Origin of the sequence: Paenarthrobacter sp. Z7-10 (genome assembly GCF_026932795.1) — a bacterium.
GTDB lineage: Bacteria > Actinomycetota > Actinomycetes > Actinomycetales > Micrococcaceae > Arthrobacter_M.
The window spans coordinates 38,093-61,420 of the sequence record NZ_JADPVH010000004.1 but is presented as its reverse complement, the minus strand read 5'-3'; the positions used below and the strand labels follow the sequence as shown (position 1 = coordinate 61,420).

Here is a 23,328-nt window from a genome sequence, read left to right as displayed (position 1 = left end):
ACGGTCTTTCGGTCGGGAGGGTCTTTCGCCCCTGCCGCCCAAAGCCGACTTTGGATAGCCTCAAGGACATGGATGCAAAGAACCGGCCCGACGTCGAAAAGCTCGAGCAAATCGAATGCTGGCATCTGTTGGAGAGCCACGTTTTGGCCCGATTGGCTGTCGTGGTGGATGGACACCCGGACATTTTCCCTGTGAATTACGTCGTGGACAACAGATCAGTCGTATTCCGCACCGCATCCGGAACCAAATTCTTGGGCGCATTGGAGAGCACACCTGTGGCCATGGAAATCGACGGCTACGACTCGCACACCGAACTTGCGTGGAGCGTCGTGCTCCGCGGAGCCGCTCGGGAAGTCCGTCGGCAGGAAGAGCTGTCGAACGCCAGCGTCGCCTATTTGGACCCATGGCAGGGCGGGCCGAAAGAGCACGTTATCCGCGTCAATACCCTCAATCTCAGCGGACGAAGATTCAAGGTGACGAAACCCGAGATCTGGAAGACTCCCCTGTCCGATCCGCGCCGGGCATCATTCGAATAGGGGCCGGCAACGGTACCGTGCGGATGGCCGGCGACGGTACCGTGCATTAAGGACCTGGAGACATTGTGAAGCTCAAGCACTACCCCTCCCACCGCGGAAGGACGGTCCGGGGAAGCACAACAGCGGGCTTTGGAGCTGTCATTTTCGACCTCGACGGGGTAGTCACGGATACAGCTTCCGTCCATGCTGCGGCATGGAAGGCATTGTTCGACTCTGTCCTGCCTTCGTTGCACTCCCCCGAGCCGTTCGACCCTGTGCTGGACTATCGCACCTACATCGATGGCCGCAGCAGGAAAGACGGCATCCGGGCCTTCCTGCTGGCCCGGGGCTTGCGGCTTACGGAAGGTACATCGAACGATGCGGGTTCGGCACTGACCGTGAGTGCCTTGGCCGAACGCAAGCAGGAACTCTTCGTCGAGAGACTGAAAGAGTCCGGCGTCAAGGCGTACTCCGACACCGTGCTGTTGCGAGAACGGTCCGGCTCTGCTCTCGGCAGGAGCCACGATCATAGTGACCGACGTCGCGAATCTTGACTTGCGTGCTCCACGTGGTCCGGTAGTCCGGGAGAAAAAACCACGCCGCCCTAGTCTGTTCAGCAAAGGCAAGGACAGCGATTGGCTGCTCACCTACGAGGACTTCGATCCCTTCTTGGAAACCCGTAGGGAGGCCCTGTGCACGCTGGGCAATGGCTATTGGGCAACTCGCGAGTCAGCTCCCGGAAGCCTCGCAGACGGAGTTCACTGTCCCGGAACCTATGCCGCCGGGGTCTACAACCGCGTGCGGACCGAACGTGCCGGACAGACTACCGAGACCGAGCATCTGGTCAACCTTCCGGACTCGACCTTCCTGTCTTTGAAGCCAGCCGGCGGCGAACCACTGCTGCCGGGTAGAACGCGAACCCTCAGCCACCGGTAGCAGCTTGACTTGCGCCGAGGTGTCCTGGAACGCACGACGGTGTATCGCGATGCAGCGGGCCGCACCACCCGCGTCACCAGCAGGGCACCCCAATCAATGGCCGACCCGCACCTTGCAGCCCTTGAGGTGGAGGTTACCGCCGTCGACTGGGCGGGCACTCTTGAGATCGAGTCCGGTATAAACACCGCCGTTTCCAACCGTAATGCGGCCGCCGACGCAGCCCTCAACCGGCTGCACCTGCGTCCTGGCCGATGCAGCCGCACGCCAGGCGCCACCGTGCTGGTGGAAACCGACACCAACCAGTCAGGGATCCACATCGCCCTCGCCGTCCGGACCCGATTGGCCGGCCGCACGGACGCCGGAGCCGGCTCCGGTGCCCGGCAGCTCTTCAAGGTCCAGTTGAAGCGTGGGATGCCGCTGATAATCGAAAAGACGGCGGCACTTGCCACCTCCCGTGATTACGCCGTCTCAACCGCTGGCCTGGACGCGCTTGCGCGGATCGATCGGGCCGCAGGGTTTGCGGAGCTTCTGGCGCGTCACGTCGATGCCTGGGGCAGGCTTTGGAGCGTGTTCGGCATCGAACTTGCCGGCCGGCCTCGCAGCGGTATGGCCCTGAGCCTGCAAACCTTTCATGTCCTCACCGCCACAGCGGCCGCTTCCGATGACCAGGACGCCGGCATACCCGCACGTGGGTTGCACGGCGAGGGGTACCGAGGCCATATCTTCTGGGATGAACTGTTCGTCTACCCAATGCTGACACTCCGCCGGCCGGATCTCACTCGGTCCCTCCTGCTCTACCGGTTCCGACGCTTGGACGCCGCCCGCGACGCTGCCCGTCGTGCCGGGTTCCGTGGCGCAATGTACCCCTGGCAAAGTGGCAGCGATGGCCGGGATGAGACTCCAACCACCTTGTTCAACACTCGTGACGGGGACTGGATATCTGATCATTCCTACCGCCAGCGTCACGTGGGCCTTGCCATCGCCTACAGTGTATGGCGCTACTACCAGACCACCGGCGACATCGACTTCCTGACCCGTTACGGCATCGAGTTGCTGGTGGAGATCGCCCGGTTCTTCGCCTCCCTGGCCACACCCGATGAGACGGGCAACCGGTTCAGCATCGACTCGGTGATGGGACCGGATGAATTCCACGACGGCTACCCTGGCAATTCCGGTGGAGGCGTGCGAAACAACGCCTATACGAATATCCTGGCCGCCTGGGTCCTGGCCCGGGCGATCGAGGCGGCTGAAGTACCAACCGGAGGGGACCGGGAATCGCTGTGGAACCGTTTGGGGATGGACGAGGCAGAGCTGAACAGCTGGGACGCGATCAGCCGGCGGCTCACGGTAGTGTTCCACAGCGACGGCGTCATCAGCCAGTTCGAGGGATACGAGAAGCTCAAAGAGTTCGACTGGGAGGGATACCAGGCCCGCTATGGCAATATCGGCCGCCTGGACCTGATTTTGCAGTCTGAGGGCGACAGCACCAACAACTACCGGTTGTCCAAACAGGCGGATGTGCTCATGATCTTCTATCTCTTCTCGGCCGAAGAACTGCAGGACATTTTTGACCGGCTCGGCTATCACCTCCGGCCCCAGCAGATCCCGCGAACTGTGCATTTTTACCTGTCCCGCACCAGCCATGGTTCGACATTGAGCCGGGTTGCGCACAGCTGGGTGCTGGCCCGGAGCAATCGGAGGAAATCGTGGAGCCTGTTCCGGCAAGCGCTGGATTCCGATCTGGACGACACGCAGGGCGGGACGACGGCCGAAGGCATCCACCTGGGCGCCATGGCAGGCACCGTAGACATGGTGCTGCGCTGCTACGGCGGCGTCGAGACCCGTGATGGTGCTTTGTGGCTTCACCCGGTGCTCCCCCCCGGAACTGCCCGGTGTCCACTTTCAACTGCTGTACCGGGGTCAGCGCATCAGCGTTGAATGCAGCGCGCAGCGCGTGCGGCTGGAACTGCATCCTGGGCCGGCCGCAGCCATAGACGTCAATGTTGAGGGCATTCGGCAGACCCTGCACGCGGGCCAGCGTCTCGACGTTGGCCTTGTCTCAGGTCACCGACACGTTTCGGGCCCCTGAATCGCACAGGGCACTAATGCCCTACTGCGCGTCGACCGCCAGGGCTACGCTCGGTTTCATGAGCACCAACCAGCCAGCCACCCGAACCGAAGTTCTCGAAGAAAGTGCCTGCTGGGCGCTGCTGCGCGGCAACTCGGTCGGGTGGCTCGCGGTATGGGTGGACGACCACCCGGACATTTTCCCCCTTAATTACACGGTGGATCATGCCACAGTGGTCTTCCGCACCGGCGAGGGCACCAAGCTGTCCGCGGCCGCTGGAACAGTTCCGGTCGCCATGGAAGCGGACGGTGTGGACGCGGATACCGGGATTGCCTGGAGTGTCGTCGTTCGAGGTGCCTCTTCTGCCATCAGCCGCACAGACGAAGTGCTGGAAACTTTTTCCCTGATGCTCTTTCCGTGGGAGTCCGGACATAAGGACGTCTTCATCCGCATCTCGCCCGTCTCCATCACCGGCCGCCGCTTCCGGGTCACCCCGCCGGCTGAATGGTGGACCGCGCAGGCACAGGCACTTCGTTCCGCTCCAGAGTGACCATCAGCACCAGCCCACCACCAAAGGATCCGATGTGAAAGCGCTCGTGTATCAGGGCCCCGGAAAGAAGAGCTGGACCGATGTACCGCAGCCTGGGCTGCTCAACCCAACCGACGCAATCGTCAGGGTGGACACGACGACCATCTGCGGGACCGACCTGCACATCCTCAAGGGCGATGTCCCTGCCGTGCAGGAGGGGCGCATTCTGGGTCACGAAGGCGTGGGTACCGTAATGGAGGTCGGCGATGGCGTCCACGACCTCGCCGTTGGCGACAGGGTCATTATTTCCTGCATCAAGTCCTGCGGGCACTGCATCAACTGCCGCTCCGGCCTCTACTCCCACTGCCTGGGCGAGGAGGGTGCGGCGGGAATCGGCTGGGTTTTCGGGCACCTCATTGACGGCACGCAGGCCGAATTCGTCCGGGTACCCTACGCGGACAACTCCCTGTACAAAATGCCCGACGGCGTCAGCGATGCCGAGGCTGTCATGCTCTCGGACATCTTGCCCACTGGTTTCGAAATCGGCGTCCAAGCTGGCGGAGTCAAGCCGGGCGACGTCGTGGCGGTGATCGGCGCTGGCCCGGTCGGGCTCGCGGCGGTCATGACAGCGGGACTATGCGGGGCTGCCACGGTAATCGCCGTCGACTTGGATCCGTCGAGGCTGGAGCAGGCCCTGGACTTTGGTGCAACCCATACGGTCGTCTCCGGATCCCCGGGCTGGCGGGACCAGGTCCTCGCCTTGACCGACGGTGCCGGCGTGGATGTCGCCATCGAAGCCGTCGGCGTCCCGGAAACGTTTGTCATGGCCGTCGACGTCGTCCGGCCAGGTGGCAGCGTTGCCAACGTCGGGGTCCACGGGCGTTCAGTTGAGCTGCATCTGGAGGACCTGTGGATCCGCAATATCAGCATCAGCATGTGCCTGGTAAACACCAGCAGTACCGCAATGCTGCTTCGGCTGGTCACCCAGCACAAGATACAGGCCACCAAGTTTGCCACTCACCACTTCAGCTTTGATGAATTCCCAGCGGCGTATGACACGTTTACGCGGGCCGCCGAGACGAAGGCCCTCAAGGTCATCATCAGCCGCAAGTAGCCCCAAAAGCCCAAGTCGGGGCTTTCGACCCTTCTGGCCGGTTCGGCAAAAGCCTAGGCTCATTGCATGAGAGATCAAACCCGAGAAGAAGCGTTGGTGCCCAAGCCCGAAATCCTGGAAACGGCCGAATGCTGGCGGCTTTTGGCCGAAGTCGGGGTGGGCCGGTTGGGCATTGTCGTCGACGGCCATCCGGACGTCTTTCCCGTCAATTTCATGGTCGAAAAAGAAACTGTGGTCTTCCGGACAGGAGACGGGACCAAACTGCACGCCATTGAAGGGGGCGGAAACGTCGCCCTCGAAGCGGACAGCGTCAGCGCTGAGTTTGGACTCGCCTGGAGCGTCATCGTCAAGGGCACGGCCGCAGTCGTGGAGCGATCGGATGCGGTGCTGACCAGAATCGGCCGGTCACTTTTCCCTTGGCAGGGAACTGGCCAGGACCACATCATCAGGATTTCACCCGAATCAGTAACCGGGCGACGCTTTGAGGCGACAGCTCATATGCTCTCCCGTAGTCCGCTGGATGTGGCAACGAGGGCCGGGCTCGAATAGCGACGGAATCCGCCCACGGGAAGATCCCGACGAGCTCGAACACATCGAATGCTGGCAGTTTATCTGCTCGATATTCCCTGCTCGGTTCATCTGGAATGGAATCGGCGCAGTGATCTGGCCGGGGCGCTGAATCGCGCGGCGCGGCTGTGGATATGATGCTCGGCCGTACGCGGAACTGGGGCCAGATCCGGTTCCGCAGCCCGGGCAAAGAATTGCTTCTTGGCGATTTCCACGAGCACCAGGTACAGCCCTGTCATGGCCAGCAGTGCCAGGAAGAACGGCAACGGGAGCGGATCGAAGCCAAGGAATCCGCCCAGCGGCGAGAGCGGAACATAGGTGCCCACGGCCACCACGCCCACAGTGGCGAGCAGCAGACCCCCGGAGGGCCTGCTGCGCAGGAACGGCACCCGGCGGGTACGGATGGCGAAGATGATCAGGCTCTGTGTCGCGATCGACTCGATGAACCACCCGGCCCGGAATTCGCCAGGAGCCGCATGGAAAATAAACAGCATCAGAGCGAAGGTGGCGAAATCGAAGAGCGAGCTGATGGGGCCGAAGGTGAGCATGAACCGGCGGATAAACGCAATATTCCAATGTGATGGCGCACGGAGCTGCTCCGGGTCCACTCGATCTCCCGGAATGGCCAGCTGGCCGGTGTCGTAGAGCAGATTGTTCAGCAGGATCTGCCCCGGGAGCATGGGCAGGAAGCTGAGCACCACGGACGCTGCTGCGGCGCTGAACATGTTGCCGAAGTTGCTGGACGTGCCCATCAGGACGTATTTTATGGTGTTCGCGAAAATCCGCCGACCTTCCATGATGCCATCGGCCAGCACGCCAAGGTCCTTGTCCATCAGCACGATGTCGGCAGCGTCCTTGGCCACGTCGGCGCCGCTGTCCACCGAAATGCCGACGTCGGCGCCATGCAGCGCCAGTGCGTCGTTGACGCCGTCGCCCAGGAACCCCACGGACCTGCCCGAGGTGCGCAGCATTGCCACCAGCCGGGCTTTTTGCTCCGGGGACACACGGGCAAAGATACCGGTCCCGCCCACTGCCGCACGGAGTTCGTCATCACCCATGGCTTCGATTTCCACCCCGATCAGGGTCTTTCCATAGTCCAATCCCAGGTCGTTGCAGACTTTTTCGGCCACCCTTGCGTTGTCGCCTGTGGCGACCTTGACGCTGACCCCGAGTTTTGACAGCTGCGTAAGTGATTCCCTGGCGCTGATTTTGGGTTTGTCCAGGAAACTCAGGAAACCCGCGAGTGCCAGGCCTGTTCGGTCAGCATCTTTGAGGCTTTCCAGCCCACGAGCCGAGCGGCTGGCGACGGCGACAACCCTGGCACCGACGTCGAACTGCGCGTCCAACGCAGTACGCGCGGACGCCGGTACTCCGGTACAGCATTTCAGGACATCTTCGGGAGCGCCCTTGACGATCATCTGCCGGTTCCCGCCGTCGTCATCGATCAGGACTGTGGTCATCCGGCTCCGGTGGTCGAAGGGAACCAGGTCCAGCCGGCGATAACTTTTGGGGTCCCAGGACCGCCCGGCGGGCGATTCCCACAACGCCGCATCCAAGGAATTCGCCCCGGCAGCGCCGGTAGCCCCGTGCCCGAGGTCGGATTCGGTCGCCAACAGCCCCAGCACGTTCACGGCATTGGCCGGAAACGTGCTGTCAGCGGGAATCGCTTCCAGGAATTTAATCCGGCCATCGGTCAGGGTGCCGGTCTTGTCCGTGACGAGTACATCCATGTCGCCCAGATCCTCGATGCAGACCAGCCGCTTGACCAGGACTTTCCTCTTGGCCAGTGCCCGGGTTCCTGCAGCAAGGCAGGTGCTGACGACAGCGGGCAGCAGTTGCGGCGTGATTCCCACCGCGATTGCAAGGGAGAAAAGGAGGGATTCAATCAGCGGCCGGCGCAACAGGAGATTAGCGATCAGGATCAGAGTCGTCAGGACCACCGCAACCTGCAGGAGCAGATACGAAAACTTCTTTAATCCGCGTTGGAATTCCGTCTGCGGATGGCGTTCGCCCAGCGCGAGGGCGATCCGGCCGAATTCGGTGCGGCCCCCCGTGGCGGCCACCACGCCGGTGCAGGTCCCGGACGCGACGATTGTGCCCATGAAGATGCACGAGCTAAGGTCAGCCAATGCTGCCGTTCCGGTGACGGGCGCAGGATCCTTGACTGCCGGCAGGGATTCACCTGTGAGGATTCCCTCGTCGCAGAGGAGGTCTGTGGCGGAAAGGAGCCGCATATCCGCGGGAACGACCGCACCCAGGGTCAGCCGGACAATGTCACCTGGCACCAGTTCCACGACGTCCACCGATATCTCCGCTCCTTCGCGGACGACGACAGCCCGGTGCCGGACGGAGGAATGAAGCGCCTCGGCCGCGAGTTCGGCCCGATATTCGTTGCTGAATCCCAGACCGACGCTGACCAAGAGGATCACGCCAATGACGACGGAGTTGGTCCTGTCCCCCAAAAACAGCGAGATTCCTGCGGTGATGATCAGTAGAAGGAGAATCGGACTGCCCAGCTGACGCAGCAGTACTCTCCACGGATTCGCCTTGTGCGCCCGCAGGGCATTGGGCCCCCAGTCCAACAGGCGCCGCTGGACCTCAACCGAACTCAGTCCCCCGGGATCCGTCTGGAGCAAATGCAGCACCTCGCCACTGGCGGCACAGGCTAGTTCCTTCAGGGCCGGTGGCGCAGTGGAACCCGGCCCGGTGGAAGTCTTGGCCGGTTGTTGCGGATTCACAGGGAACATCCAATGCTGGCAAGTGGTCCCGGAGTCTGGCTCCGCCAGCATCAGTGTAGGCGCCGGATGTGCCTCCGACTACGGCCGAAGGTCCCCTACCGGTGTCGGAAGAACCGTGCAAGGGTTGGGTCGGAGCAACTGCCGGCCCAGCAGTTGAATTAAACCGGGCAAATCCGAACCGAACGGGCAAACCAAGCGAGGGACACCATCGTGGGCACAGCCGCCGAGCCGACACAACATGCAGCCGTCGCGGAGCTTCCGCCGCTGGAACTTGCCCTGCTCCAGCGCTACTGGGACGCGGCGAACTACCTGACGGTCGCGCAGATCTATTTGCAGGAGAACGCGCTTCTGGCGGAGCCGCTGCGGGTTGAGCACATCAAGCCCCGGCTGCTCGGTCACTGGGGGACCAGCCCCGGGCTGTCCATGATCTACCTCCACCTGAACCGGCTGATCCGCAGGACCTCCGCCGAGGTGATCTTCCTGGCTGGCCCCGGGCACGGCGGCCCAGCGGTGGTAGCCAATACCTACCTTGAAGGCACCTATTCGGAGATTTATCCGCTCGTCAGCCAGGACCAGGCGGGTCTGCGCCGGCTCATTCGGCAGTTCTCCACGCCCGGGGGCATCCCCAGCCACGTCGGTCCCGCCACCCCCGGTTCCATCCATGAGGGCGGTGAGTTGGGCTATTCCCTGATGCACGCCACCGGCGCCGTGATGGACAACCCCGACCTGATCGCCGCGTGCGTTATCGGCGACGGCGAAGCAGAGACCGGCCCATTGGAAGGGTCCTGGAAGGCGCCGGCGTTCCTGAATCCCGAACGCGACGGCGCAGTTCTGCCCATCCTGCACCTCAACGGTTACAAAATTTCAGGCGCCACCGTTCTGGGCAGAAGAACCGACGACGACGTCTGCGCCCTGCTGCGGGCCCACGGCTGGGAGCCCGTCGTCGTCTCCGGCACGGAACCTGCCTTGGTTCACGCGGCGCTCGCCGCCGCGCTCGAAACGGCCTATGCGGAGATCCGCCGGATCCAGCTCACGGCACGCCGCCATGGCGCTCACGGACCGGCCCGCTGGCCGGCTATCGTTTTTCGCACGCCTAAAGGCTGGACTGGACCGCGGATCGTTGACGGGAATCAGGTCGAAGGCACCTTCCGAGCCCACCAGGTTCCGCTGGCCGGCGTCCGGGACAACCCGGCACATCTGGCCCAGCTTGAGGCCTGGCTTCGTTCCTACCACCCGGAGGAACTCTTCGACGTGGATGGCCGCCTGCAGCCGGAACTGGCTGCCCTGGCCCCGTCGGGGGAGGCACGGATGGGGGCAACGCCGTCGTCCCGCGGGGGCCGTTCGACCCTCCCGCTGCCGCTGCGGCCCCTGGAAAACTATGAAGTTCCCATCGGATCCCCCGGTGCCACACTTGTTGAAACGACCCACCCGCTGGGCGAACTCCTGCGTGACCTGTACATCGACACGGCCGCGGATCCGCGCTTTCGGCTCTTCTGTCCGGATGAAACCAACAGCAACCGCCTTGGCGCGGTTTTCGAGGTGACAGACCGGCTCATGATGGAGCCCGGTCAGGACGTTGGCGACCGGATTTCCCAGGACGGACGTGTCGTGGAGGTCCTGTCCGAGCATCTCTGCCAAGGCTGGTTGGAGGGCTACATCCTCACCGGGCGGCATGGGCTGTTCGCCACCTACGAAGCCTTCGCCATGGTCAGCGCCTCGATGACAGTTCAGCATGCCAAGTGGCTGCAGCACGCACGAGAACTCCCCTGGCGCAAGCCCGTTCCCAGCCTGAACATCCTGCTGACGTCCACCTGCTGGCGTAATGACCACAATGGTTTCAGCCACCAGGGGCCGGGTCTGATCGATACTGTCCTGTCACTCTCCGGCAGCGTCATTCGCGTCTACCTGCCGCCGGATTCGAACTGCCTGCTTGCCGCGGCCGAACATGCGCTGCTGAGTCAGAACTATGTCAATCTGCTGGTGGTGGACAAGCAAGCGCATCCGCAATACCTCACCCTGGAACAGGCACGCGCGCACGCGGCTGCCGGCGCCTCCATCTGGAAGTGGGCTGGGAATGACGACGGCGGCCGGAATCCGGACGTCGTACTCGCGTGCGCTGGGGACGTGCCCACCGAGGAAATCCTCGCCGCTGCCTGGCTGCTCCAAATTTACGTCCCGGAGTTGCGCGTGCGGGTGGTCAATGTCATGGACGCGCTCGTCCTGCCGCCGGGAGACGTCCATCCGCATGGCCTGTCCGACGAGGCTTTCGAGGCGCTGTTCACCACGGACGTGGACGTCGTCGTCGCCTGGCATGGCTACGCGCGCGCTTTTCACCAGCTCCTGCACGGTCGCCCGGATCCCGGCCGGTTCCACGTCCGTGGATACACCGAGCAGGGGACCACGACCACGCCCTTCGACATGGTCGTGCAGAATAAGATGAGCCGCTACCATCTGGCCTTGGCAGCGTTGGAACGCCTGCAAAAGCCTTTTGCGGGAGCAGAAAAACTCGCCGGACACTGTAACGGGATGCTGGACAGGCACTCGACTTACATCCGCGAGCATCTGGAGGACATGCCGGAGATTAGCTCCTGGCTGTGGTCTCCGCCCAACCTCTGGCAGGCGACTAGCTGCTCCTACCACCTTGAAGCAGCTGACATTTTCGAGCGCCGGATGATCCTGAACTCCCCGCCCGCAGGAAACCCCAGTTAGTTCTGGGCCGCCTGCCACGGCCGGTCGGGCTCAGCGTGGCCGACGCTTGCGCAGGGCAGTCCACCCAAGGTAAGCGCTCAAGCTGCCGAGCACTCCGAGTCCGGAGCCGAGCAGCGGACGTTGCCATTTCTGCCAGCGTGACGTGTCCGCGGCGGTGAGTTCACCCACGCCACGAATGAAGGCTGCGGTGAGCATGCCGACGACGAGCCGGTTGCCGATCCGTTCCATGCGTTCCACGAGCGGTTCAAGTTCAGCGGCCCGGAGGTGGACTTCGACGCCGTCGCGGTCCACGATGGCGAGCAGGTGGCGGAGTTGCCCAGGAAGATCAAGGCCGAGTTCGACGGCGTCGCTCCCGGCCTTACCCAGCTTTCGGGCGAAGGCAGCCATCGATAGCCGATCAACAGCCAGCCGTTGTGCGTAGGGGGCGAGCACTTCCCCAAGCTGAAACGTCGGGTCCAGCAGCACCCCCAACCCCTCCGTCATGAGCACCATTTTCAGCAGCATCGCCATCTCCCGCGGCAACTGAAGGTGGTGGCGGCGCAGAATTGCCAGAGTTTCCTGAATGAGCCGGACAACCGGCACCTCTGCCAGAGGCTTGCCTTCGTAGAGTTCGATCAGCGACACCACGTCGTGTTGCAACCGTGCAGGCTCGGTAACCTGGTGTGACGTAGCCAGGTCCAGCAGGGCTGCCGTGACGCGGTCCGGGTCGTGTCGAACCAATGCCAGCAGCAGAAGTCCCAGTTGGGCGCGCAGTTTCTCGTCCACCTTCCCGACCATGCCGAAGTCGATCAGACCGATTCGTCCACCGTCTTGGATAAACAGGTTTCCCGGGTGCGGATCGGCATGGAAAAAACCGTCCTCGAAAATCATCTTTGCAGCGGCCCCGGCCGCACGCTTGGCCAAGTCCCGCCGATCTATGCCCGCGGCGTCCAGGGCCTCCAGATCGCTGACCTTGATTCCCCTGATCCGCTCCATGGTCAGGACGCGGGAGGTGGTAAAGTCCCAAAAAATCTGTGGGATATGGATCCCTTCATCGCCGGCGAAGTTGACGCTAAAACGCTCGGCGCTGCGGCCTTCCTGCAGATAGTCCAGTTCGGCCCGAAGTGTCAGCGAAAATTCCGCAGCGATTCCCATAAGGTCGTAGTCCTCGACGCCGGCCCAGCGGCGGCTGGCCTGGGCGGCAAGGTTCTGCAGAATCTCCAGATCCTCTTCGATCTGGCGGACAACACCAGGACGACGAATCTTGACGACCAGCTCTGTTCCATCGGTGGAGGTGGCGGCGTGGGCCTGACCGATGGAGGCGCAGGCGAGCGGTTCGGAGTCAAAGGCCGCAAACAAGCTGGTCGGGAGGGCGCCAAGTTCCTGAACAATCAGCTCCTCGACGGTCCCTGCGGGCAAAGCAGGAGCATCGTCCTGAAGCTTTGCCAGTTCATTCCGGAACTCGGCAGGCAACAGGTCAGAACGCGTGGAGAGGACCTGGCCGAGTTTGATGAACGTGGGGCCGAGCTCCGCCAGGGCAAGGCGAAGGTGCTCAGCACTGCTCAAAGGTGTGTGCTGCCGGCCCCCGACGCCTCGTGGGAAGGGGACAAGTCGCTCAAGGCCGGTGGCATCCAGCAGCCAGGCGAGCCCGTGTCCGGAGAGTGTCTCCGCCACCTGGCGGTAACGCTCAAGGTGATTGGCCAATCCGGACCTCCCGACGTCAGGTATCGAGCCACAGCAACCAGGTGGTGCCAGCGTATCCGACTTCTTCTTCCGACGGACGGGACCTGGTGCACTGTCTAACATGGCATCGAGGGGCCTGGCTGGGGCTCGGCGACCCAATGCCCCAGTTGTTGTTAAATGTGGTCAACGCTACTTCGATTAAGACTGGCTCGATAGGCTGGAATGCCACATACTTAGTATTTCGTTGAGGCCGTGCGACGAGGGCTGCAGAACGCGATCGGAGTGCACAAAGAGAGCCTTGCAGAGCGTGCTCCGGGCGAGGGGCAATTGGCTTCTGGCGTTAAAGCAGTTCCGCTCCTGATTTCTGAGGCCCGCAAGCAGATTGGGGAAGACGTGTGATACCAATGCTCACGCTCGCTTTCGCGGTTCTGCTGGTACTCGGCGTTCTCATTTCCGAACGCGCCAGCCGGACTGTGCTTTCCACTGCGGTGCTGTTTCTCCTGGGCGGCTTTGTCCTTGGCCGGGGCATGCTTGGCGTTGTTCCCATACAGCCCGGTGATCCGGTCGTGGGGGTTCTGGCACAGCTGGCCCTATTTTCAGTCCTGTTTACCGACGGAATGAAAGTGGGACTGTCGGACCTTAGGAGCGCGTGGCGGTTGCCCGGCCGTGCGTTGCTGCTCGGGCTGCCACTGACACTTTTTGTCACCGCGCTGCTGGCTCATTATCTTTCAGGTCTTCCATGGCTTCAGTGCTTCTTGCTTGGTGCGGTGCTGGCACCGACCGATCCAGTGTTCGCGGCCGCCATTGTCGGGCGTAAGGAAGTTCCCGGGCGCTTACGCCAACTCCTCAATGTCGAATCGGGCCTCAATGACGGGTTGGCCCTGCCCGTGGTCCTCGTGCTGCTGGCTTTCGGTGGTGGAATGGATGTCGGGATCGGCGTTCTGGCCGAAGAAATCGCTTTAGGCTTGCTTATCGGAGTTCTGGTGCCGCTGATCGTCATCTGGCTGGAGCGGCTGCCCTTTTTGATGGCAACGAAAGGTCTGCAACCGCTGGTGGCGGTATCCATTGGACTGCTCGTACTGGCCATCTGCTTGGTGACTGGGGCCAACCTCTTCCTCGCGGCTTTCTCGGCCGGCATCACCGTTGCTAACACGGGTCCGGGCTTCCGGAAGGAATTCGAACAGTTCGGGGAACTGGTGTCGGAACTGCTTAAACTGGCCGCGATCCTGGTCTTTGGCACGCTGATCACTCCAACGTTCCTGTTCGGAGAGATCGCCTGGACGGGTTGGGTATTCGCCATCTTGGCTATCGTCGCGGCACGCCCGCTGGCTCTGCTGGTTTCGTTCCTCGGCACACGACTGCCGGCCAAGGAACAGCTCGCGGCGATGTGGTTCGGTCCCAAAGGGTTCGCCTCTGTGGTGTACGGGCTTCTCGTCCTCGAATCAGGGGTGGAGCGCGCCGAGGACATATTCCATCTCGTGGCACTCGTCATTGTGCTGTCCATCCTCGCCCATTCCTCCACCGACGTCATCGTCGCCAGGCAATTCGAGAGTCGCCCTCCCTCCACACCGTAATGTCCCCCCGCACAGACGTCTCAAGAGGCGTTCGGCCGTTCGGCCGCTGTCCCACGGCGAATCGTTGCGTTGCAGACGCCGGTTAATTAGGGCAGCGTTTTGTGGACAATTCGTTAGACCCTAGCGCTGGGTATCGCCAGCTCCTAGGGTGTGACCATGGCTACTGAATTGATGGTGCCGGGCCTTGACGGGCCCGTGTCGGACGCAATGCTCAAACTTGGCCGTTTCTTCACGAAATGGGACCAGACGGACGATGGCCGGGCGGTGTTCCGCGAGGGTGGCCGCAAGGGGGACGTGTTTTACCGGGACAGGTGGAGCCACGACAAGGTGGTCCGCTCCACGCATGGGGTCAACTGCACCGGATCCTGCTCCTGGAAGGTCTATGTCAAAGACGGCATCATCACGTGGGAGTCGCAGCAAACCGACTATCCCTCCGTGGGTCCGGACAGCCCCGAATACGAGCCACGGGGCTGCCCACGCGGGGCCGCCTTCTCCTGGTACACCTACTCGCCCACCCGTGTCAGGTTCCCCTACGCCCGCGGCGTGCTGGTGGAGATGTACCGCGAGGCCAAGGGTCGGCTGAAGGATCCGGTGCTGGCCTGGGCGGACGTCGTCACCGATCCGGAACGACGGCGGCGCTACCAGCAGGCGCGCGGCAAGGGCGGTCTGGTGCGCGTCTCCTGGCAGGAGGCGATCGAGATGGCGGCCGCCGCACACACCCACACGATCAAGACCTACGGGCCGGACCGCTGCTCCGGCTTCTCCCCCATTCCTGCGATGTCCATGGTCTCCCACGCCGTCGGCAACCGCTTCATCCAGCTCATCGGCGGGGTGATGACTTCCTTCTACGACTGGTACGCGGACCTGCCGGTGGCCAGTCCGCAGGTCTTCGGGGACCAGACGGATGTGCCCGAATCCGGCGACTGGTGGGATTCGACCTACCTGATGATGTGGGGCTCCAATGTCCCGGTGACCCGGACGCCGGACGCGCACTGGATGACGGAGGTGCGCTATCGCGGGACCAAAGTGGTCGCCGTCAGTCCCGATTATGCGGACAACACCAAGTTCGCGGATGAGTGGCTGCCCGCGCAGGCTGGCACCGACGCCGCTCTCGCGATGGCCATGGGCCACGTCATGCTCAAGGAATTCTTCGTTGACCGCGACGTGCCGTATTTCTCCAACTACGTCCGGCAGTACACGGACCTGCCGTTTTTGGTGCGGTTGGAGGAGCACGACGGCGGCGGCCTGGTTCCGTCCAAGTTCCTCACCGCGGCGGACCTGCCGGCTGAGGCAGGAGCCGAGGACCCGGCGTTCCGGACGGTGCTTTTCGACAAGCTGACCGGCCGCGCCGTGGTGCCCAACGGGTCGATGGGGTTCCGTTACAACGAATCCGGCAAGGGCAAATGGAACCTGGACCTGGAGGGCGTCGATCCGGCGCTGTCGCTGCTGGAGGTCTCGTCCGAAAGCGCCGAAATCCTGCTGCCCTGCTTCGAAGACCCCGCCGGTGCCGGCAGCGTGCTGCGCCGCGGCGTGCCGGTGCTGCGGGTGGATGGGCATCTGGTCACCACCGTGTTCGACCTGATGCTGGCCCAGTATGGGGTCGGCCGGCCAGGGCTGCCCGGCGACTGGGCGGCAGACTACGACGACGCCAGCACGCCCTACACGCCGGCCTGGCAGGAGGAAATCACGTCCGTCCCGGCGCAGGCCTGCATCCGGGTTGCGCGCGAATTCGCCCGCAACGCCGAGCAATCCAAGGGCCGCTCGATGATCATCATGGGCGCCGGCATCTGCCAGTGGTTCCACGGTGACGCCACCTACCGGGCGGTGCTGTCCCTGGTGATGCTCACCGGCTGCATGGGACGCAACGGCGGCGGCTGGGCGCACTACGTGGGGCAGGAGAAAACGAGGCCCACGACCGGTTGGGTGTCCCTGGCCAACGCGCTGGACTGGGCCCGGCCGCCGCGGACCATGATCGGCACCGGCTACTGGTACATGCACACCGATCAGTGGCGGCAGGACGGCTACTCCGCGGACGCGCTGAAATCCCCGCTCTCCACCGGAAGCCTCGACGGCATGCACACGGCCGACACCCTGGCCCAGTCCGCGCGGCTGGGCTGGATGCCGTTCTATCCGCAGTTCGACCGCAACCCGCTGGACATTGCCGATGAGGCCGAGGCCGCCGTCGCGGCCGGAACCGCAAAGGATACGCCGTCCTATATCGCCGATGCCCTCAAGAACCGGACGTTGACGCCGGCCATCGAGGACGTGGACGCGCCGGAAAACTGGCCGCGGACCCTGGTGCTGTGGCGTTCGAATCTGTTCGGCTCCTCGGCCAAGGGCAACGAATACTTCCTGCGCAACCTGCTCGGAACGCACAACAACGTGATGGGCAAGGACCACGCCGAGGGGCTCAAACCGCGGGACGTCAAATGGCATGAAAAGGCTCCCGAGGGCAAGCTTGACCTGCTGGTCTCCGCCGATTTCCGGATGACCTCCACCACGCTGCTGTCCGACATCGTCTTCCCCGCGGCCACTTGGTACGAGAAGCACGATCTCTCCTCCACTGACATGCACCCGTTCGTGCACGCCTTCACCCCGGCCATCGACCCTCCCTGGGAAACGAAGACCGACTTCGAGACCTTCCATCTGCTGGCCGAAGAGCTCTCCCGGCAGGCCAAGACCCACCTGGGCGTGCGCCGGGACCTGGTCAGCGTCCCACTCCAGCACGACACCGCCGGCCAGGTGGCCCAGCCCGGCGGCGTCGTCCGTGACTGGCGCGAGCCGGACATCCCCGCGGTACCGGGGCAGAACATGCCCGTCTTCTCGGTGGTGGAGCGGGACTATACGGCCATCGCGGACAAACTCGCCGCCGTCGGACCGCTGGCGGACACCCTCGGCTTCACCGTGAAGAACGTCACCTACAAACTCGACGGCGCGCTGGACCGGCTCAGCCATGCCAACGGCGTGATGCTCGGAGGCGCCGCCGACGGCAGACCCGCCATCGATACCGATGCCAAGATGGCCGAGGCGATCCTGGCATTTTCCGGGACCACGAACGGCCAGCTGGCGGTGCAGGGATTCAAGGACCTGGAAATCCGGACCGGGCGGAAACTGGCCGATCTCGCGGAGGGGTCAGAGGAAAAATTCATCACCTTCGCCCAGACTCAGGCCGGTCCCGTTCCGGTGATCACCTCCCCGGAATGGTCCGGATCCGAGTCGGGCGGCCGGCGGTACTCCCCGTTCACCATCAATGTGGAGCGGCTCAAGCCCTGGCACACCCTCACGGGAAGGATGCACTTCTTCCTGGATCACGACTGGATCCGCGATGTCGGCGAGGCGCTGCCGATCTACCGTCCGCCGCTGGACATGCAGCGTCTGTTCGGTGAACCGAAGCTGGGGCCCAACGGAACGAAGGAAGTCGTGGTGCGCTACCTGACACCACACTCGAAGTGGTCCATCCACTCCGAATACCAGGACAACCTGCTGATGCTTTCGCTTTCCCGCGGCGGGCCTACCGTCTGGATGAGCCCGGCGGATGCGGCTTCCATCGAGGCGAAGGACAACGACTGGGTGGAGTGCGTGAACCTCAACGGGGTCTACGTGGCGCGGGCCGTGGTCAGTCACCGGATGCCGGAGGGTGTGGTGTACGTCTACCACGCCCAGGAACGCACCATCGACGTTCCCAAGTCGGAAGCGACCGGGCGGCGCGGCGGCATCCACAACTCACTGACGCGGCTGCTGGTGAAACCCTCACACCTCATCGGTGGCTATGCCCAGCTGACCTACGCCTTCAACTATCTTGGCCCGACCGGAAACCAGCGGGACAACGTTTCCACCATCCGCCGTCGTTCCCAGGAGGTGCAGTACTGATGCGAGTTATGGCTCAAATGGGCATGGTTATGAATCTGGACAAGTGCATAGGCTGCCACACCTGTTCGGTCACCTGCAAACAGGCCTGGACCAACCGGGCCGGCACCGAATACGTCTGGTTCAACAATGTGGAGACACGGCCCGGGCAGGGATATCCGCGCCGGTACGAGGATCAGGAGAAGTGGCAGGGCGGCTGGGCGCTGAACAAGCGCGGGAAGCTGGTCCTGAAGGCGGGCGGAAGGGTCAGCAAGATGCTCGGGCTTTTCGCCAGCCCGGTCCAGCCCGAGCTCAAGGACTACTACGAACCCTGGACCTACGACTATAAAACCCTCATCGATGCACCTCTGGGTGACGATTTCCCGGTGGCCCGGCCCAAATCCCTGATCACCGGCAAAGATACCAAGATCACCTGGTCCGCCAACTGGGACGATGATCTGGGCGGCTCTCCCGAAATGGGCCACCTGGATCCGATCATTGAAAAGCTCCGCCGCGAGTCCGAGGACACGATCAAGCTCGAATTCGAGAAGACGTTCATGTTCTACCTGCCGCGGATCTGCGAACACTGCCTGAACCCGTCCTGCATGGCATCCTGTCCCTCCGGGGCGATTTACAAGCGGGTCGAAGACGGCATCGTGCTGGTGGATCAGGACAAGTGCCGCGGCTGGCGGCAGTGCGTCACCGGCTGCCCCTACAAGAAGATGTATTTCAACCACAAAACCGGCAAGGCCGAAAAGTGCACCTTCTGCTACCCCCGGATCGAGGTGGGGCTTCCGACGGTGTGTTCTGAAACCTGCGTGGGCCGGCTGCGCTATCTGGGGCTCTTTTTGTACGACGCCGACAAGGTCACGGAGGCTGCATCGGTGACCGATCCGCAGGAACTCTACGATGCGCAGATGGATGTGCTGCTGGACCCGCATGACCCGGCCGTGATGGCCGCGGCCCGGGCGCAGGGTATCCAGGACGACTGGATTGACGCCGCCCAGCGCTCCCCCGTCTACGCACTGGCCAAGGTCTACAAGGTGGCGCTGCCGCTGCACCCGGAATATCGGACCATGCCGATGGTCTGGTACGTCCCGCCGCTCTCCCCCGTCGTCGACCTGCTCAAGGAACAGGGTCACGACGCGGAGGACTACGGTAACCTCTTCGGGGCCATCGATGCGCTGCGGATCCCGGTCGAGTACCTCGCGGAGCTTTTCACCGCCGGGGACGCGGACCGGGTCACCGCCGTCCTGAAAAAGCTGGCAGCTATGCGCTCCTACATGCGGGGCATCAGCCTGGGCAATGATCCCGACGATGCCATCCCCGCCGCGGTGGGCATGGAGGGCCAGGAGATGTATGAGATGTACCGGCTGATGGCCATCGCCAAATACGAGGAACGCTACGTCATCCCCCAGGCCCACATGGAACAGGCCCATGACCTGGAGGAAATGGGCTGCTCGCTGGACTTCGACGGCGGTCCCGGCATGCAGGATTCCCCGTTCGGCGAGGCCAGCGGCAAGCCGGTGCCGGTGGCGATCGAGACGTTCAATGCCCTGCGGGACAGGCAGACCTCCGATTCCGTCGCCGGTGAGCAATCTCTGCGCGGGCGGGTCAATCTGCTTAATTGGGACGGCAACGGGGCACCGCAGGGGCTGTTTCCGGAGAAGCGGGACGAGCCGCAGATGAGCGCGGACTCCCCCGCCCACGGCGGCGGCCGAGCCGGACCCAGTCCCGACGCCGCAGGTCCCAGCGCTTCGTCCTCCGGTGCGTCGGGTAACCCGGCCGACAACGCACCCGGCGCCATTGCCCGGGAGGAGTGATGAGGAAACGCGACAAACCGGCCGGCACCGATGCAATCAGTAAGAGAGCCGCAGCGGCCCGCGCAACGGCGGCCCGGAACAAAGCGGTCTACCTTGCGGCATCGTGGTGTCTTTCGTATCCGGACCAGGAGGTTCTGGACCGGCTGCCGTTGATCAGGTCCGTGCTGGCGGAGCATCCCGGCGCGGGCGACGATTTCGAGCCGGTCCTGGCGCATCTGGGATCCGAACCGCCCATGGAGGTGCAGGCTTGGTACGTGCGCGAATTCGACCTCGGTAAGCGCCATGTACTCCACCTGTCCTACTGGACCGACGGTGACACCCGCCGCCGGGGCGAGGTCCTGGGCGCCTTCAAGCAGGTCTATCGGCGCAGCGAATTCCTGGTGGATACGCATGGCGAACTGCCGGACTACCTTCCAATGGTGCTGGAATTTGCGGCCTGCGTGGACCTGGACGCAGGCCGGGACCTGCTGATCCAGTACAGACCGAGTCTGGAAATGCTCCGGCTGGGCCTGCTTGACGACAAACTGCCGCACAGCCTCATCCTGGCGGCCATCTGCGACACTCTTCCCGGAAAATCCCCGGCGGACCAACAGGCCGTCATGAAAATGGCTGGATACGGTCCACCGACCGAATCGGTTGGCCTCGAACCCTACGACCCGCGGCTGCTGCCGCTGGCAAGGAATTGACATGGACATCCTGCTCTGGGGCGTGCTGCCGTACGTCATGATGGTCGTCCTGGTTGGCGGGCTGATCTGGCGGTACAGATACGATCAGTTCGGCTGGACCACCAGGTCCTCCCAGCTGTACGAATCGAAGCTGCTCCGGATCGGTTCCCCCGTCTTCCACTTCGGCCTGCTGGCCGTCATCGCCGGGCACTTCTTTGGCCTGGTCATTCCCATGTCCTGGACCAAAGCGGTGGGCATGAGCCAGGAGTTCTACCATTTCAACGCGCTCTTCGTGGGCAGCGTAGCCGGCGTCGGCACGCTGGGGGGCATCCTGCTGCTGATCTACCGCCGTCGGACGACGGGTCCGGTCTTCATGGCCACGACGCGCAATGACAAGCTGATGTACGTGGTGCTGACCGCCGCCATCGTCTTCGGCTTGTGGACCACCCTGGCCAGCGTCTTCCTGGGCGGAGAGGGGCACAACTACCGGGAAACCGTCTCGCCCTGGTTCCGCTCGCTGTTCATTTTCCAGCCGGACATTGCGGCCATGGCCACCGCGCCGTTCGCCTTCCACCTTCATACGCTGGTGGGCATGCTGCTGTTCACGATCTGGCCCTTCACCCGCCTGGTTCACGCTTTCACTGCACCGCTGCATTATTTGTTCCGGCCGTACATCGTGTACCGGAGCCGGGACAAGGGCAGGATTGCCGGCAGGGTAGTTGCCGCACCGGTGCGCCGCGGCTGGTCCGCAGTCGGCACCCGCGACCGCGATACCCGCAACAAATGAGCGGGCAACCGTGAATGCGGAACCATTGACCACGCCAAGGAAGGACGGGCGGCGGACGCGGAACCTTGTCCTGGCGACAGCAGCCTCGGTGGTCTGTTTCTGGGCTTGGAATGTGGTGGCAACCCTAGGTGCCCGCTATACGCAGCAGCTGCACCTGACCTCGACCAGCACAGCCGTGGTGGTGGCCATGCCCGTCTTCGTCGGTTCGTTGGGCCGAATTGTGGTCGGGCCTCTGACCGACCGCTTCGGCGGCCGGGTGATGTTCGCCTTTGTGCTGCTGGCCACCATCGTGCCGGTCCTGCTGGTGGCGTTGGGCGGAAGCCTTAACTCCTTCATCGTGGTGCTGCTCGCGGGGCTGCTGCTGGGGATCGCGGGAACTGTTTTCGCGGTCGGCATTCCCTTCGTCAGTGCGTGGTTCCCGGCGGCCCGCAGAGGTTTCGCGACCGGCGTTTTTGGTGCGGGGATGGGCGGGACGGCGCTGGCGGCCTTCCTCAACCCCCGGCTGGTCGCCGCGATTGGCTATGTGCCCACGCACCTGCTGATCGCCGGACTGCTGCTTGCCATGGCCGCCGTCGTGTGGTTTTTCATGTGTGAGTCGCCCGGGTGGACCAAAAGCACCACGCCCGTAACTCCCAAACTTGCCGATGCTGCCCGCACGGCCGTGACCTGGAAAATGTGCTTCCTCTACGCAGTGGTCTTTGGTGGATTCGTATCCTTTGCCACCTACCTGCCCACCTATTTGCGGGATGTCTACCAGTTCACTCCGACCTCGGCAGGGGCCCGCGCGGCGGGATTCGCCCTTGCTGCTGTAGTGGCCAGACCAATCGGCGGGATGATCGCGGACAGAATTGGATCCAAGCCAGTCGTCTTCATTTCACTGGCCGCAGTGGCTGTCCTCGCCTGGATCGTCAACCTGACGCCCAACGGCGACATACCAGCCGGCCTGACTTTCTTGGGTATGGCGGCGGCGCTTGGATTCGGAACCGGCGGCGTCTTTGCGTGGGTCGCAGTGCTCTCACCGCAGGGGAAAGTGGGCAGCATCAGCGGCATCGTCAGTGCTGCGGGAGGTTTAGGCGGGTATTTTCCGCCGCTGGTCATGGGTGCAACCTACAATCCTGCAAGCCACAGCTATTCGATCGGGCTGCTGCTGTTGGCGGGGACTGCTGTGCTGGCGCTGGTGTTCACCCTTGTGGCCGTGCGCGGCGGGGCCAGAGTCGGGTTTCACGCCCCGCTTCCGGCTCCCGAACGGTAGGCGCCGATGAAAGGAAGCTATTCCGACTGGTATCGGCTAAGGAAAGGTGAAACGACATGGAAAAGCGGATCGCTATGACGGCGCAGGGGATGATGAGCCAGCCGGTGGTGACGGTTCCGCCCGGCGCCACCGTTGGCGACGTCGCCGAACTGCTGCGCCGGCATCGGATCAGCGTCGTTCCGGTGGTCGACGAGGTGAACCACGTGCTGGGCCTGGTCAGCGAATACGACCTGCTGGCCAAGTCCGGGGCGACGGCGGAGGAGATCATGAGCACCGCCGTGATCAGTGCCAGCCCGGACACCACTATCTCCGACATCCGCCAACTGCTGGTCGGCCAACGCATCGGCCGGCTGCCCATCCTCTCCGACGGACGGCTGGTGGGCATCATCAGCCGTGGCGATCTGGTGGCCCTGCTGGCCACCGAATGGGTATGCGGTGTCTGCGGCGAAGCCGTCCACGGTGAACACCCGCCGGCAAGTTGCCCCAAATGCGGTGGGGCCAGGAACGGTTTCAGCCTGCAGGAGCAGCCGCCGGGACCGTAAG

Annotated in this window: 17 protein-coding genes and 1 pseudogene; 16 read left to right on the top strand and 2 right to left on the bottom strand. The window is 63.5% G+C overall.

Going from position 1 to position 23,328, the window contains the following annotated elements; translation table 11 throughout:
- Positions 1 to 68: 68 nt before the first annotated feature.
- The 8 genes and pseudogenes from IV498_RS02280 (at position 69) to IV498_RS02250 (ending at position 5,711) form a co-directional block, all read left to right on the top strand.
- A complete protein-coding gene (locus tag IV498_RS02280; RefSeq protein ID WP_269044940.1) occupies positions 69 to 536 on the top strand; it encodes a pyridoxamine 5'-phosphate oxidase family protein in 468 nt (155 codons plus the stop codon).
- 65 nt (positions 537 to 601) lie between these two features.
- A complete protein-coding gene (locus IV498_RS02275) occupies positions 602 to 1,069 on the top strand; it encodes a hypothetical protein (RefSeq protein WP_269044939.1) in 468 nt (155 codons plus the stop codon).
- A pseudogene (locus tag IV498_RS02270) lies at positions 1,047 to 1,895 on the top strand (glycoside hydrolase family 65 protein); the annotation flags it as partial. The gene IV498_RS02275 and the pseudogene IV498_RS02270, both read left to right, overlap by 23 nt.
- A 162-nt stretch (positions 1,896 to 2,057) precedes the next feature.
- Entirely contained in the window at positions 2,058 to 3,389 is a 1,332-nt protein-coding gene (locus IV498_RS02265; protein WP_269044977.1) for a hypothetical protein, read from the top strand.
- On the top strand, positions 3,298 to 3,540 hold the full coding sequence (locus IV498_RS19005; protein ID WP_442951262.1) for a glycosyl hydrolase family 65 protein: 243 nt from the start codon (positions 3,298 to 3,300) through the stop codon (positions 3,538 to 3,540). The genes IV498_RS02265 and IV498_RS19005 overlap by 92 nt, the downstream gene beginning before the upstream one ends.
- 58 nt (positions 3,541 to 3,598) lie before the next feature.
- Positions 3,599 to 4,069, top strand: a complete 471-nt coding sequence (locus IV498_RS02260) for a pyridoxamine 5'-phosphate oxidase family protein (RefSeq protein WP_269044938.1) — start codon at positions 3,599 to 3,601, stop codon at positions 4,067 to 4,069.
- A 34-nt stretch (positions 4,070 to 4,103) separates the two neighbouring features.
- Positions 4,104 to 5,162: a zinc-dependent alcohol dehydrogenase family protein gene (locus IV498_RS02255; RefSeq protein WP_269044937.1), complete on the top strand. Its 1,059-nt coding sequence runs from the start codon at positions 4,104 to 4,106 to the stop codon at positions 5,160 to 5,162.
- Positions 5,163 to 5,228: 66 nt separating this feature from the next.
- Positions 5,229 to 5,711, top strand: coding sequence for a pyridoxamine 5'-phosphate oxidase family protein (locus IV498_RS02250; RefSeq protein ID WP_269044936.1), 483 nt, complete (start codon positions 5,229 to 5,231; stop codon positions 5,709 to 5,711).
- Between the two features lie 86 nt (positions 5,712 to 5,797).
- On the opposite strand, the gene mgtA is transcribed toward IV498_RS02250, so the two are convergent.
- The gene (gene mgtA, locus IV498_RS02245; protein ID WP_269044935.1) at positions 5,798 to 8,467 is read right to left on the bottom strand and encodes a magnesium-translocating P-type ATPase; all 2,670 of its coding nucleotides are present in this window, start codon (positions 8,465 to 8,467) and stop codon (positions 5,798 to 5,800) included.
- Positions 8,468 to 8,677: 210 nt separating this feature from the next.
- Here mgtA and IV498_RS02240 point away from each other — a divergent pair, with 210 nt between their 5' ends.
- Positions 8,678 to 11,176 carry a phosphoketolase family protein gene (locus tag IV498_RS02240; RefSeq protein WP_269044934.1) on the top strand — a complete coding sequence of 833 codons (2,499 nt, stop codon included), beginning with the start codon at positions 8,678 to 8,680 and terminating at the stop codon, positions 11,174 to 11,176.
- Positions 11,177 to 11,206: 30 nt separating this feature from the next.
- On the opposite strand, the gene IV498_RS02235 is transcribed toward IV498_RS02240, so the two are convergent.
- Positions 11,207 to 12,859, bottom strand: coding sequence for an ABC1 kinase family protein (locus tag IV498_RS02235; protein ID WP_269044933.1), 1,653 nt, complete (start codon positions 12,857 to 12,859; stop codon positions 11,207 to 11,209).
- Positions 12,860 to 13,242: 383 nt separating this feature from the next.
- Between IV498_RS02235 and IV498_RS02230 the strand changes: the two genes are divergently transcribed.
- The 7 genes from IV498_RS02230 (at position 13,243) to IV498_RS02200 (ending at position 23,327) form a co-directional block, all read left to right on the top strand.
- The gene (locus IV498_RS02230) at positions 13,243 to 14,412 is read left to right on the top strand and encodes a cation:proton antiporter (protein ID WP_269044932.1); all 1,170 of its coding nucleotides are present in this window, start codon (positions 13,243 to 13,245) and stop codon (positions 14,410 to 14,412) included.
- Between the two features lie 156 nt (positions 14,413 to 14,568).
- Positions 14,569 to 18,282: a nitrate reductase subunit alpha gene (locus IV498_RS02225; RefSeq protein ID WP_269044931.1), complete on the top strand. Its 3,714-nt coding sequence runs from the start codon at positions 14,569 to 14,571 to the stop codon at positions 18,280 to 18,282.
- A complete protein-coding gene (gene narH, locus IV498_RS02220; RefSeq protein ID WP_269044930.1) occupies positions 18,282 to 20,081 on the top strand; it encodes a nitrate reductase subunit beta in 1,800 nt (599 codons plus the stop codon). The genes IV498_RS02225 and narH overlap by 1 nt, the downstream gene beginning before the upstream one ends.
- The gene (gene narJ / locus IV498_RS02215) at positions 20,081 to 20,767 is read left to right on the top strand and encodes a nitrate reductase molybdenum cofactor assembly chaperone (RefSeq protein WP_269044929.1); all 687 of its coding nucleotides are present in this window, start codon (positions 20,081 to 20,083) and stop codon (positions 20,765 to 20,767) included. Before narH ends, narJ begins: the two co-directional genes overlap by 1 nt.
- A 1-nt stretch (position 20,768) precedes the next feature.
- Positions 20,769 to 21,533: a respiratory nitrate reductase subunit gamma gene (gene narI / locus IV498_RS02210; RefSeq protein WP_269044928.1), complete on the top strand. Its 765-nt coding sequence runs from the start codon at positions 20,769 to 20,771 to the stop codon at positions 21,531 to 21,533.
- 10 nt (positions 21,534 to 21,543) lie between these two features.
- Positions 21,544 to 22,785 carry an MFS transporter gene (locus IV498_RS02205; protein WP_269044927.1) on the top strand — a complete coding sequence of 414 codons (1,242 nt, stop codon included), beginning with the start codon at positions 21,544 to 21,546 and terminating at the stop codon, positions 22,783 to 22,785.
- Between the two features lie 56 nt (positions 22,786 to 22,841).
- Positions 22,842 to 23,327 carry a CBS domain-containing protein gene (locus IV498_RS02200; protein ID WP_269044926.1) on the top strand — a complete coding sequence of 162 codons (486 nt, stop codon included), beginning with the start codon at positions 22,842 to 22,844 and terminating at the stop codon, positions 23,325 to 23,327.
- Position 23,328 lies beyond the last annotated feature (1 nt).